At 49.3% G+C, this 13,717-nt stretch carries 10 protein-coding genes; 1 reads left to right on the forward strand and 9 read right to left on the reverse strand.

The window, feature by feature from the left end:
- Positions 1-91 precede the first annotated feature (91 nt).
- From LIZ87_RS17715 to LIZ87_RS17745, 7 genes are all read right to left on the reverse strand, one after another.
- Complete coding sequence (locus tag LIZ87_RS17715) at positions 92-1,420, reverse strand: MATE family efflux transporter (RefSeq protein WP_178316061.1); 1,329 nt, start codon at positions 1,418-1,420, stop codon at positions 92-94.
- Between the two features lie 74 nt (positions 1,421-1,494).
- Positions 1,495-4,005 carry a glycoside hydrolase family 31 protein gene (locus LIZ87_RS17720; RefSeq protein ID WP_227148669.1) on the reverse strand — a complete coding sequence of 837 codons (2,511 nt, stop codon included), beginning with the start codon at positions 4,003-4,005 and terminating at the stop codon, positions 1,495-1,497.
- Between the two features lie 169 nt (positions 4,006-4,174).
- On the reverse strand, positions 4,175-6,673 hold the full coding sequence (locus LIZ87_RS17725) for a glycoside hydrolase family 31 protein (protein ID WP_227148670.1): 2,499 nt from the start codon (positions 6,671-6,673) through the stop codon (positions 4,175-4,177).
- Between the two features lie 114 nt (positions 6,674-6,787).
- Entirely contained in the window at positions 6,788-8,101 is a 1,314-nt protein-coding gene (locus LIZ87_RS17730; protein WP_178314097.1) for a TRAP transporter large permease, read from the reverse strand.
- Positions 8,102-8,103: 2 nt separating this feature from the next.
- Positions 8,104-8,580 (reverse strand): TRAP transporter small permease, encoded by a 477-nt coding sequence (locus tag LIZ87_RS17735; RefSeq protein WP_178314095.1) that lies wholly within the window; start codon positions 8,578-8,580, stop codon positions 8,104-8,106.
- 42 nt (positions 8,581-8,622) lie between these two features.
- Entirely contained in the window at positions 8,623-9,660 is a 1,038-nt protein-coding gene (locus LIZ87_RS17740; RefSeq protein WP_178314093.1) for a TRAP transporter substrate-binding protein, read from the reverse strand.
- A 77-nt stretch (positions 9,661-9,737) separates the two neighbouring features.
- On the reverse strand, positions 9,738-10,319 hold the full coding sequence (locus LIZ87_RS17745) for a YcxB family protein (protein WP_178314091.1): 582 nt from the start codon (positions 10,317-10,319) through the stop codon (positions 9,738-9,740).
- A gap of 269 nt (positions 10,320-10,588) precedes the next feature.
- Here LIZ87_RS17745 and LIZ87_RS17750 point away from each other — a divergent pair, with 269 nt between their 5' ends.
- Positions 10,589-11,500: a helix-turn-helix transcriptional regulator gene (locus tag LIZ87_RS17750; protein WP_178314089.1), complete on the forward strand. Its 912-nt coding sequence runs from the start codon at positions 10,589-10,591 to the stop codon at positions 11,498-11,500.
- 4 nt (positions 11,501-11,504) lie between these two features.
- Here the strand turns inward: LIZ87_RS17750 and LIZ87_RS17755 are convergent, their stop codons facing one another.
- Complete coding sequence (locus tag LIZ87_RS17755) at positions 11,505-12,134, reverse strand: SOS response-associated peptidase (protein WP_178314087.1); 630 nt, start codon at positions 12,132-12,134, stop codon at positions 11,505-11,507.
- Positions 12,135-12,337: 203 nt separating this feature from the next.
- Entirely contained in the window at positions 12,338-13,705 is a 1,368-nt protein-coding gene (locus LIZ87_RS17760; RefSeq protein ID WP_227148671.1) for a homoserine dehydrogenase, read from the reverse strand.
- Between the last annotated feature and the right edge of the window lie 12 nt (positions 13,706-13,717).

Raw genomic sequence — 13,717 nt, forward strand, 5'->3', positions numbered from 1 at the left:
AGAAAAGTGGTGCTGGGCGTAATCAACTAGCACCAACTTTGTCTACAGTCTGAGCGGCTTTCAAAAAAGCCGCTCCGTTTCCCCATATTTATCATCTTTTTAAATAGTGCCGCACCATAACACTGCAGTAAATCAGCGCAAGCAGCCATGCCATTGGATTGGATAAGCAGATCGCCGTGAACCCGAAGCACCGGACTGCGAGAAGCCCTCCCAGACTGCGTCCGACTAACTCTCCCACGCCGGATATGATCGCCTGCAGGCTGTAGCCCAACCCCTGAAGGGTATTCCTCATGATCATCAGAGATCCGTGAATAAAAAACAGAACGCTCATAATGGACAGATACTGTATAGCCCCATATGCCACCGCACTTTCTGTCTCACCCAGGACCAGTCCCACAAATGGCCTCTTTAAGGCAAAAATCACTACCCACACTACTGCACAATACATATACTGGATCTTAAGTCCGCTTCGGATACCTTCCCTGATACGATCTATACGCTTTGCGCCATAGTTCTGTCCTGTATAGGTTGCCATGGCCATGCCCACACTCTCCATAGGAAGGGTGAACATCTGCCGGATCTTCTCTCCCGCAGTCTGGGCAGCGACCGCAATGCTTCCGAGGCTGTTGATGGCCCCCTGCATTACCACAGCTCCGATGGCAGACACAGAGTATTCAAAGCCCATGGGCAGCCCCACAACACAGAGGCGTTTCATATGAAGAGCGCTTAACTGCAGGCCGTCCTCCCAGCCCTCCAGCAGCTTGATGCGTGCCGTCAGCCAATAGATATCCAGCAGCCCGCTTACCAGCTGGCTTATGACCGTAGCCCATGCTGCTCCCGCCACGCCGCCCTTAAGGGGAACGATGAACAGATAATCCAGGACTATGTTCAGCACACTGGAGCAGAGCAGGAAATAGAAGGGATGTTTAGAATCCCCCACCGCCCGCAGGGCGCCTGCGGAATAATTGTACAGCATCGCAGCGGGGATTCCAAAAAAGATGATCTTTACATACTCCGCCGCCATCACAAGGATATCCTCCGGTGTTCGGATCAGCTTTAAAAGTGGTTCTGCCAAAAGCACGGTAACCACCGTCAGCACTGCGCTGAACAGACAGACAAGAACGCTCCCGTTCACAAAATAGCGCTGCAGCCCCCTTCTGTCATGAGCTCCATAGCTCTGGGCAAGCAGAATGCCAAAGCCCACACAAAGCCCCTGGACAAAACCCAGGATCAGAAAATTCAGGGAATAGGTCGTCCCCACCGCCGCCAACGCCGTAACGCCGAGAAATCTTCCCACGATCACCGTATCCGCAAAGCTGTAAAGCTGCTGGAACACGGTGCCCAGTACCAGTGGTATGGAAAAGAGAAATATCTGCTTCATCGGATGCCCCTGTGTTAAGTCCATATTTCCCTTTCCCATACTGTTCTCCTCCTTGTTGTCTGTATTATGTCTGCCCTTCACGCCGTAATTCAGACGGGAAAAGCGAAATCTTTTTACTCCTCGACCATACCGATCAGGTCAAATTTCTCCTTAGAGATCACCACATCATATGTTCTCTTTTTCGGGATCGGGAACTTCACCCAGATCGTCCTGTCAGAGAGGTTGTAATACCAGCCGGATTCCGCTTCCTCCCAGCCGTCTCTTACAATATAGCGTGTGATCCTCTCGCCGTCAACGGTTACCCAGAAAGCGCCCTTCAGCTTGCTTACCAGCTTGATGGTCATTCTCTCAAGCGGGCTCTCATAGGTTCCCTCAGTATCAAAGCTCAGCACGGTCCTGTCTCCGGCACTTACACAGATAGTCGTCCTTGCATAAACGCCGTTCTTGTAATCCTCTGTGTGGCCATCGTCATCATAGAGCACAAAGCTGGTATCGGTATCTGCACTCACTAACAGGTCTGCCTGGGTCATCTTATCTGCAAGGATATGCTTCACATCCTCGCTGGTCACGTAAACGCCGCTGCCCCTTAAGAACATAGGAATGCTTCCCAGATCTACAGGGATGGTGATGGTCTGTCCTCCCTGATACTCCCTCATATTGTCATTCATGTCAAACCACCGGCAGCCTGCAGGCAGATAGATGGTGCGTGTCTTTGCTCCCGGCTCCACCACGTTGGCAACCAGTACGCTCTTGCCATACATAAAGGTCAGGTTCTCATCGGTGTAGCAGTTCTCATCCTCCGGGAACTCCAGGAAAAGAGGACGCATAGCAGGCATACCGTTCTTGCTCGCCTCATACATCAGGCTGTACAGGTAGGGCAGCATACGGTAGCGCTGTGCATAGGCTGCCTTCACATATTCCCTGTTCTCCTCATACATCCAGGGCTGGGTTACGGTATTGTCATTATTGGCTGAATTTAAACAGAAGCGGGGCTGGAAAATACCGCTCTGGATCCAGCGCAGCAGAAGCTCTGCCTCAGGGGCCGGTCCGGCAAAGCCGCCGATATCGCAGCCCATATTGGCGCAGCCGGAAAGTCCCATACCCATGATGGTGGCAATGTTGAACTTCACGGTACGCCAGTCTGTCAGGTTATCGCCGCCCCATACCTGGGCATATCTCTGGATTCCTGCATAGCCGGCACGGTTGATGATATAAGGACGCTCGCCGGGATATACATCTGCGATCGCCTGCTTGGCCAGGAAGGCCATCAGGTTGGAGTGAAGGATCTTAAGCTCTGCCATGGTTCCGTCTCCGCCCTCAAAGTCACATTTGGCATTTCTGTCCTCTACGCCGTCCATCTCGCAGTTGTCATTCCACACGGTTTTTGTACCCATCTTCAGGATGCGCTCCTCAAGAAGGCCCTTCCATGTCTCACGTGCCTTTGGATTCGTAAAGTCGAAGAACCGTCCTTCTCCGCCCCACCATCTTCCGTAGTAGTCGCCGTTTCCATCCGGATTTTTGATGAAAACATCATTCTTCTCAAACAGCTCCATGTAAGGATGGTTCTTTAAAATTCCGGGCTTTAAATTGGGGATCACATTGATGCCTCTGGCATTCATCTTTTCAAAGAATTCCTTCGGATTCGGGAATCTCTTGTAATTCCAGTTGAAAACGTACCGGAGATTGTCCTCCTCGCCGCTGGAATAGCCGGATGCAAGCCAGAAATTATCGATCAGCACCTCTTCCTTCTCGTGCTTGTCAATCACCTGGTAGATCTCCTTATCACAGTCCTTTTCCAGCTCTGCATAGTACATGGTGGAAGCACAGTAGCCCAGAGACTGCTTGGTGGGCAGCGTCATGCGTCCTGTGAGCATAGTATAACGGTCTATTATGGAAGGCATATCCGGTCCGTTGATCAGGAACAGATCCACATCTCCCCCATCTGTCTGGTAATAGCAGTAACGGTCCCAATAACCGGAGATCTCCTGTCCCATATCAAATACGCTGTCATAGGAGTTGTGGTAGAACAAGCCCACAGCATAGGCCGTCTTCTCATTTACCCGGATGTAGAATGGGATATGTTTGTACATCGGATCGCCCTTCTCCGGGTCATGACCGATGGCGTCCTTAGGAGACATCCTTAAGCGCCGTCCCTTTTTGTCCAGATGTCCTGTCTTCTCACCAAAGCCGTAAAAATGGTCATTTGCCGGATCGATCTTGGAATAGTGAGACAGGCGCCCTATCTGATCCTCCTCAAAGGCACGTTCCTTTAAGTCCTGGTAAACGATCTTTCCGTCCGGTGTCTTCAGTGTAAAGTGAAGAGGCTTTTTGTTCACCTCAAGAGTACAGGTCCTTGTGCTGAACACAAGCTTCTTCTCTGTTTCCTGGCATGGAATATCCAGAGCCTCAATACGTACACGCTCTCCCTTTAAGAGGTCATCCATGCGGTCAGCCCAGGCTGTGGTAACCAGAGTATAAGATTCCTCCTTAAACTCCTTTTTGAAGCTTACCCGGATACGGATAATATCGTCTGTCATAAAAATCAGCAGAACATCGGCTGCATCCCCATGAAGGATATAGCCAGTATCAGTTTTTTCAATAGATCTCAGTTCGCGCAGCAGCATTTTTCCTTCTCCTTACTATAAAACTTCGCCGCCGCAAGGCGGCACTAAATTTAGGTATACCAAATACACCCGCCAGACTGTTGCCGTATGGCGGTTTGTTCGCCAGCCGGGCGCATGCAGGCTTTTATAAAATAAGCAGCCGCCCACTATCGGACGGCTGCTTAAAAAGTTACATACCAATCAGATCAAAATCCTCAAAAGAGACTGTAAGCGTGGCATCTGTTCCCGGATTCTTATATTTCACCAGAACCGCTCTCTTTGTCTGGCTGTAATACCATCCGGCCTCTGCCGCCTCAAATTTCCGGCGGTTCAGATAGTGCTCCAGCTTCTGCCCGCCCAGGGTCACCCAGAAGGGGCTTCTCTCCTTACGGATCATCTCAACTGTAACTGTCTCAACCGTATCCTGGTAGCTTCCTTCACTTGTAAAGTCTACCTTGACCACATCTGTTCCGCTGACATTGATCGCAGTCTTTCGGTAAATACCCTTCCGGAAGTCATTTGTTCTTCCATCATCCTCGTACATGACGAACTGGGAGCCTTCCTTTGCCGGAGCGATGATCAGGTGCAGGTCCTTTACACAATCCTTCTCCATATTCATCAGCTGGTTATCCGCCATGGCCAGAATCCCGCCCTCGCGCAGGAACATTGGAATGCTTTCCATGGTTACCGGGATCTCAATGGTCTGTCCGCCCTCGTAGCAGCGGTAATTATCGCTCATATCATACCATTTGCAGCCCTCCGGCAGGTAAACCTGACGGCTTACAGCGCCCTTTTCGATGACATTGGCAACCAGCACGCTCTTTCCGAACATAAAGTCAAAGCTGTTGTCATAGGTGTTCTCATCATCCTGGAACTCGTAAACCAATGCCCTCATAATGGGTGCACCTGTCTTTGTTGCCTCATACTCACAGGAGTAGATATAAGGCTCCATGCGGTAGCGCAGCAGGATGGCATTACGGATCAGGTCCGCGCTGTCCTTAAACATCCAGGGCTCTGTAACCGTATTGTCATTGCTGGCTGAATGGATAGAGAAGCGTGCCTGGAAGATTCCCTGCTGTACCCAGCGCACAAACAGCTCCTCCTCCGGAGCCGGTCCGGCAAAGCCGCCGATATCCGCACCCTCATTCGGCTGTCCGGAAAGTCCCATTCCGGTGATGATCGGAATATTGTATTTTAATGTCTTCCAGCTGGTATAGTTGTCGCCGCACCAGGTCTGTGCATAGCGCTGGATCCCGCTGCTTCCGCTGCGGCATACAGAGTAAGGCCTTGCATTCTCATCATGCTCCCTTACGGCATCATTGCTGAGCTTACACATAATCGTGCACATAAGAGGCTTCAGCTGACCGATGGTTCCGCCCTTGCCGTCAAAGTCCACAATGGCATCCTTGTCAAGCAGGCTGTCATATTCGCAGTTGTCATTCCAGATGGAATTGGTTCCTACAGATATCAAGTTCTCAATAACGTATTTCTTCCAGGCTTCGCGGGCAGACGGCTTTGTGTAATCCCAGAATGCTCCTGGGCCGCCCCACCAGCTTCCCACTGCGTAGGTATCCGGGTTCTTGCTGTCCTTCACAAACACATCCTTGCTGTTGAACTCATCAAACCATGGATGGCACAGCAGGATTCCCGGCTTAATATTGGGAACATTTTCTGCTCCCTTATCCTGCATTGCATGGAAATAAGCAGATGGATCCTTAAAGCGGTCCTTATTCCAGGTAAATACGCATCTCTTGCTTCCAATGCTGGTATAGCCGGAGGATAAGTGGAATCCGTCAATAGGGAAGCCCTCCTCCTTGATGGTATCGATGAAGCCCAGAACCGCATCATCGCTGTCCTTTTCCAGCTCCGGATAGTACATGGAGCTTCCCTGATAGCCGATGGCACGCTTTGGCAGCAGGGCCGGTCTTCCGGTCAGCAGTGTATAGTTGTCTACAATACGGGAAATGGAATTTCCGCCCAGCAGGAACATATCAATATCCCCGCCGTCTGCCTGCCAGTAGGTATATCTGTGCCAGTAATTGCTCTTTTCACAGCCCATGTTGAAGCAGGACTCATAGAAGTTATGATAGAATACGCCCACTGCCTTTTTGGTGCTGCGGCTTAAACGGATGTAAAAGGGGATATGCTTATAAAGGGTATCCATCTTTTCTGCATCATATCCCATGGCGTCTGTGGCACGCTCCCGCAGAAAGGCCTTGTTCTTGTTTAAGACCCCTGTCTTCTCACCAAACCCATAGAAGCAGTCATCCTCCTCCATGCAGGAATAGTGGTTCACCCGGCGGTTGGAGTCCAGGGTGCTGGGGGCGCCGTGAAGCTCGCTGTAAAGAAGGCTGCCCTCCTTATCATACAGGTCAAATCCAATGGGATCCTTTGTGAATACCAGCCTGATCTTTCCTGTATCAAAGCTGATCTCCTGATCATTTTCTGTTGTTTCCGGGATCACCGGCTCCACACGTGTTCTCTCTCCCTCAAACAAGGGATCCAGGCGGTCCTCCCATGCAGTAGTCATAAGCACATAGGACTCCTCCGGAAAATCTCTGTCAAAGGCTGTACGGATCCGCACGATCTCGTCTGTAACAAATACAACCTTTATGTCGGCGCAGTTTGTATGTATCAGCCATGCGCCGTTTAATTTCTCAATACCTGCAAATTGTGTACAAATATCCATTTTGTCTCCACTCCTTTAGATCAAATATTATGGGGGACATCCGTATACTGTCCTGTTGTTCCTGAAAGGCCTTTACAGGACAGTACACAAGTATTTTACCACATCCTGCTATATTTACCACATGCTGGGTACAAGACCGCACAGGTATGGCACAAGCAGCGGGATAGGAGGAATAAAGCTTACCAGGAACAGTGCGATCACCATTGCGATAAAGATCGGCACAATGTATTTGGTAACGCCCTCGATCTTAACATGACCTACGCCGCAGCCTACGAACAGGCAGGAGCCTACAGGAGGAGTAACAGAACCAATACCAAGGTTCATGATCAGCATCAGTCCGAAATGTACCGGGCTCATTCCTACGCTGGTAGCAATAGGAAGGAAAATAGGAGTAAAGATCAAAACTGCAGGCGTCAGATCCAGGAACATACCCATAACCAGCAGGAACACGTTCATGATCAGGATGATCACATAGCGGTTGCTGGAAATGCTCATCAGCGCTCCGCTGATGGCTGCCGGAATACCGGAATAGGACATCACATAGGACATAATGGAGGAGGATGCAATCAGGAAGAGAATGGTTGCAGAGCTTCTCATGGTGTCTGACAGCAGGGTATAAAACGTCTTAAGGCTCATCTCACGGTAGATAACAGCCAGCAGAGCACAGTAAAGGCACATAACAACGCCGGCCTCTGTTGCTGTGAAAATACCGGTCAGGATTCCGCCCATAACGATGATAACGGCCAGCAGGGAAGGAACCGCATCCAGCCAGATCTTCCAGGCGGGATCGGAATCCTTTACAGAGGAGGCCTTATAGCCCTTCTTAACAGCAAGATAGATCGCCAATGCCGCTACGGCGATTCCCAGCAGTGCGCCTGTCAGATAGCCGCCCATGAACAGAGCTGCTACAGACACGCCGCCGGCTGTGATAGAGTAAAGGATCAACGGACCGGACGGAGGAATCAGGATTCCTGTGGGTGCGGAGCAGATGTTTACTGCTGCAGAATAGTTGGGGTCATAGCCCTCATCTGCCTCCAGAGGGCTCATGATGGAGCCCATTGCGGAGGTTGCCGCAACGGAGGAACCGGATACTGCACCGAAGAACATATTTGCAAGTACATTGGTGGCTGCCAGATAGCCGGGCACCCAGCCAACTAAAAGTCTTGCCAGACGAACCAGCCTCTTTGCAATTCCGCCCTTGTTCATGATGTTACCGCCCAAAGAGAAGAAGGGCAGAGCCAGAAGGGAGAAGGAATCGCAGCCGGAAAAGCATCTCTGTGCCGCTGTCAGGGCAAAGATATTTCCATCCATTCCGCTCATGATGGCCGTGATAATGGACGCAATTCCAATACCGGCTGAGATCGGAACTCCTGCAAACAGCATAACAAAGAATGAACCAAACAGCATTAATGTAGCCTGAACAACCATGCTTATTTACCTCCTTTGCTGTCAATGTAAAGCTGTATATACTTGATGATCCTGGCGATCACAATGAATATGCCGGAGATCGGAAGGCAGGCATACAGCAGTTTAAAGGGAATGCGCATAACGGATGACTGGTTCGTTGCATTCAGCACCAGCTTCATTCCTCCGAAAACAAACACATAGCATACGAAGAACAGGATAGCTGCCTCAATGAAAACCAGCAGGGCAACACGGACTCCGCCCTTTACGCGGTCCTTCACCAAATCCAAAGCCAAATGCTCATCCTTGTAGAAGCAGTAAGCAGAGCCCAGCATGGATGCCCAGATCAATACATAGCGGAGAAATTCATCTGTAAATGTAGATGGGTTTCCCAAAATCCAGCGGGTAGTAATCTGCCATGTGCCGCCGGCCAGAAGCGCAAACATGGCAAGCGCCATAATAAAGCGCATGACGGTATCTAAAATCTGATCAAACTTTTTCAAGATCTCATCTCCTTAACGAAGTGCTAGATTACGTAGTTCCTTTTATTTCCCTGCAGCCTGGATCTTCTCAACAATTGCATATACATCCGGGTCGCTGCTCTTTAAGTTGTCATAGATCGACTGGCATGCCTCCTGGAATGCTGCGGTGTCCACATCCTCAACAAAGGTAACGTTATTAGCCTCTGCAGCAGTTCTTACTTCCTCCTCAAATTCAGCCCAGCGTGTCTTGTATGCTTCTGTTGCAGCTGCTGCGGTCTCCTTCATGATGCTCTTCTGGTTGTCGCTCATCTGATTCCATACCTTCGTGGAGATAACAACAATATCCGGGATACGTGTGTGCTCATCATAGCAGTAATACTGCGCAACATCGCTGTGGTCGCGAAGAGCGGTGATATTGTTCTCTGCTCCGTCAACAACACCCTGCTGCATGCCGGTGTAGATCTCAGAGTAGCTCATAACAGTAGCGGAACCGCCCAGTGCATTCATCATATCGATTGCCATCTGGCTGTCCATGGTACGGATCTTTAAGCCCTTTAAGTCTGCCGGTACGCGGATCGGTGTCTTTGCAGTGTAGAAGGAACGGGAGCCGGAATCCAGCCAGGTAAGGCCGATAAAGCCATCGCCCTCAGTGATATTATACAGCTCATCAGCGATCTCGCCGTCCATTACATTATAATAGTGATCCTTGTCATTGAACACGTAGGGAACAGACAGGGCATTCCATGCATTGTTGAAGTTACCGAGAGTAGACGCGGAAACCTTTGCCAGATCCAGAGCGCCTGCCTGAATGGAAGAGATGTTGTCTGCCTCGCTGCCCAGCTGTGCATTTGGAACGATCTGAATATTGATGGTGCCGCCGGACTTCTCCTTTACCTGCTCTACCCACTCTGTCAGCTGGATATGTACTGCATGGTCCTCTGCCAGGCCATGGCTCAGCTTCAGATTAAAGGTCTGCTCTCCTGAAGATCCGCCGTTGCCGGATGCTGCCTGGGTAGAAGAATTGCCGCCGCCGGAGCAGGCAGTCATCATCAATGCTCCTGCTACTACCAGTGCCTTCATTACATGATTACGTAGTCTCATAATAAAACCCTCCTATAAAATAATTTATTTGTTATTTGGTTCTTTATAAAGCAGCCTGCATTTTCGTTAAAATGCTGTCAGCTGTTGCTTTTACGTTTTTTGCCGCCATCTATGACCTGCAGCACATCCCGGATGTTATATTCCAGAATACCTGTGGTAAGCCGTTTCCAGCTTTTCCCGCTCTTCTCTGCAATTTCTGCCTTAAGCCTTTCCGGATCAGCCGGCTTCAGTGCAGAAGCCCGGAACATAACTGCATTCTGGCGGTTTACAAAAAGATACAGGTATTCATCATCGAATATCAGCTTGTCCAGACTCTGGTACGGTATATGACCGCCGCCCATGATCTGGATGCCGGATGAGCCGAACTGGTATGTTACCCGGCTGCTCTTTCCGCCCCGCTTTTCGATCACACCCTCTGCCTGAACCTTACTTGGGAAATCTCCCGCCACAAGCATCCACACGCCAAACATCAGAAACACGACCCTTGCCGCCGTATGGATATCCAGAAACAATGCCGCCAGGATACCCGCCGCTCCCAAGATCAGCCGGAGCACACGCTGCGCTGTTTCATAAGTATAATATTCTGTCCGGAACATGCGGCGGATGGTGTCATCATCAAATATGACCTGAGCTTCAAAATGCACACTTCCATTTTTCATTGACACAGCTCCATTCTGAAAACTATATATTACTGCACAACTCTTACCATTGTTTTGTTAATATTTTTATCATTCTGCCTTCATTTCGTGAACCTGTAGTCAAATTTTACTATTTCAAGCCGAGTTTTGCTTCATCCTTTTGTGACTAAAAACTTGCAAAATGTGATATTTACAGATATACTTTATTTTATAGAAATTAGACGCTTTACAGCTATGAATATTTAGAACCTGTTGTCCAGGCTTTTATAAATTCTGATGGGAGGCTGCCCATGATCGTTCAGAAAATCACGCACTGTACTGACTCTTTACTGACACAGGAAATGGCCCGGATCGATCTGGAGGAATGCCAGGTTGTAGTGACCTGGTTCACGAACCAGAATAACAAACAGTCCGTTGTTCATTCCCATCCTTATCATGAGATCATCCTGCCGATCTCCGGCAGCGATGTCCTGTATTCATTTTTAGGCAATCTTTATACCCTGCATCCCGGAGAAATGGTATTCTTTCCCGCGGAGATCTATCATGCCGGTAGATACACTGTTACAGATACTGTCTCCGACCGCCTTGTGGTCCAGATCAATGCCAATGCCTGGGACAAAGCGATCCGGCAGTCAGGGCTTCAGGATCCGGCATGGCAGAAAGGCATCGTGATCCTTGATGCAAATTCTGTATCTTCATGGGATTTGAGGGGATTATTGGAACGAATGGCTCAGATTTCACATATTAAGAGAATGTATCAGGAAACGATCCTGACCTGCGAATTGGTCGAGCTTCAGCTTTTTATTAACCAGATCGTGGAGGAGCAGCACACAAAGTCTCCCAGCGCCACCAGCGCCCTGATCTCCACTGCTGTAGAATATATACGCGAGCATTATACCGATCCCAACCTGACCGCTGCCTCCCTTGCAAAGTATACCTTTACAAGCCGTGAGCACCTCTCCCGCGCGTTCAAGGAATACACCATGGAGAGCATCCATAGCTACATCAACAATCTCCGCATGCAGAACTGCCGCCGTGAGATCGCCGCTGGGCGCAGCGTACTGGATGCCTGTACAAACAGCGGCTTTACTAATTACAGCAGCTTCCTCAAATCCTTCCGCACCCTTCACGGGATGACTCCGGTGCAGTACCGGACGCAGCTGCGGTCCATGGAGAGGAAGTATAGTACAGAGGAGGTATGATTTCCTATATACTGGTATCCAGCAGGTCAAACAAAGTCTGCTGCTCATATTCACAGGAACGGTCAAGCTGTGGCTGAGACTTTCTAAGAATGCTTCTGGCCTTGGCCTCATCAAATATCCAGTTTCCCACATCCTCCCGTTCCAGAATAACGGGCATACGGTCATGGACGGGCGACATGGAGAAATTGGCCTCTGTGGTGAGTATCACAAAATGCTCTCCGTCCTCATAAAGGCTGTAGAACCCGGCAAGAAACAGCACACGGCTGCCTTCTTTCTTAAAGGTATATTTCTCTTTGCTCTTGTTCCATTCATAAAACCATGTTCCAGGAACCGCCGCCCGGCGCAGGCTGACGCTCTCCCGGAACATGGGCTTATCAAATACGGTCTCGGATCTGGCATTAAACACAAGCCCCTTTCCGTCAGGACTTGGAAAACCCCAGCGCTGGCGGTGCATTTGGAGCTTCGGATCATTTCCTGCTTTTGTTAAACTCCCGCCTGCCACGATCACCGGGGCCATATCCCCTGGCCGGATATCCCTGTCCTCCACCGCCAGCTCCATTTTCCAACTTCCGTCTGCAAGCAGCTCCTGCATCTCGTCTACTGCCTGGTAATTAAAATGATATCTGCCGCACATAAATTTCTCCTCCTGCCGATATTATACCAAGAAATCCTATATTTTTATACCCTGTCAAAAAATGGGCCGGAGCAGTGAAAACAGAACGCAGTCACGTACTCCAGCCCAAAACGCTGTACCCTGATCTTCTATATGAATTTGTAACTATTCAGAACGAGGCATCTTCTTGAATGACATTCGCCGTTCTGAACAGTTACATGAAATTAAAGCTTAAGTCCCTGGGCATACAGCTTATAAGCCTCAAGCTGCGACAGATCCACATGGTCCAGGGTAATCGGCTCTCCCTTTTTTACATCTTTCAGAAGAGCTGCGCCATTAAGAAGATAGAATGGCGCTATATTTCCCACTTCTTTCCTCTCTAAAAGCTCCGGAACAAGTCCTTCTATAGAATGATGATGTCCCTTCACTGTAAGCACTGTTCCCTTAGGCAGATCCTCCTGTGCAACACCTGCCAGAACAGATACCTGGCGGCATTCAGGATGCGCACCGATCCCCATAAGATCCCCCAGCAAAACGGATACAGGTGTTTCAAGCCCCATATAGTGATAAGGATAATAAATGCAGGCATACTTACCGTTCCGGCTCATCACATGCCCTTTTCCCTTTAAAATATCCCACATCTTTGGATTGTCGCACTTAACAGTAATGAATTCACCGCCGCAGAAGCTGGCCTCATCTGTGCCTCTCAGGTTATAGAATACATCTACAACCCCCGTCCGGTCTAAAATTCCTCCGTCCTCCTTTGGGATAAAAATATTCGCCAGTTCACTAGTCTTTGCAATTGGATAGCTCAAGAAGGGGGATGAGGGTACCAGTCCCGTAATGTTGGATACCAGATTCATTTCACACAGATCTGCTGCAATGATCTCTGTATATTTCTCTAGAAGCCTTCTGCGGGCATCCAGCGTTTCTGTTCCTTTGTACTGCCAATGTTCCAGCAGCTCAGGCAGATTTTCTGTAGGGCTTACGCCGTCCAGATAGGAAAAATCTCCTGTCTCCCTGTCCCATACAAAATCATACTCACTTGATTTTCCTGCTGCTATCACCTCCAGTCCCAGCAGCATTGCCCAGGAATAGAGGTCCAAAAGGTTGCGGGGCTGATCTCCGTTTACAAGGGCATAAACAGCGCCATTTTCCGCTGCGATCTGGTTTAAAACAGGACCGCATACACTGTCTGTCTCTTTTGAAACCATATAAACGTTGATTCCCCGCCTGAGCGCCGAAAGCGCTGCATCAGAACTGACAGCTGTGTTTCCCGTGCATTCTACCAGAGCCGTGATGCCGCTTTCCATTACAAGACGGTAATCACTGACAATAAGAACTGCCGTCTCCGACGCCTTTTTCACTTCTTCTTTATTTTGGCATACAACAATATCTCGTTCACCATATCCAATCTCTTTTAGCACATTCATGCATTCATCTGTATGTCTGGAGCAGATTATTCTTAGATCCATATGCTTGACTTTAGGGATCTGTGCCAGCAATGTGTACCCATAACCACGGGTAGCACCAATTATTCCTACTTTTGATATTTTTCCGGAGATGTTATTGATCAGATTTGTATAATCCATACTATGTATTAC

The sequence above is a fragment of the Lacrimispora sp. 210928-DFI.3.58 genome, assembly GCF_020554865.1.
Lineage (GTDB): Bacteria > Bacillota > Clostridia > Lachnospirales > Lachnospiraceae > Enterocloster.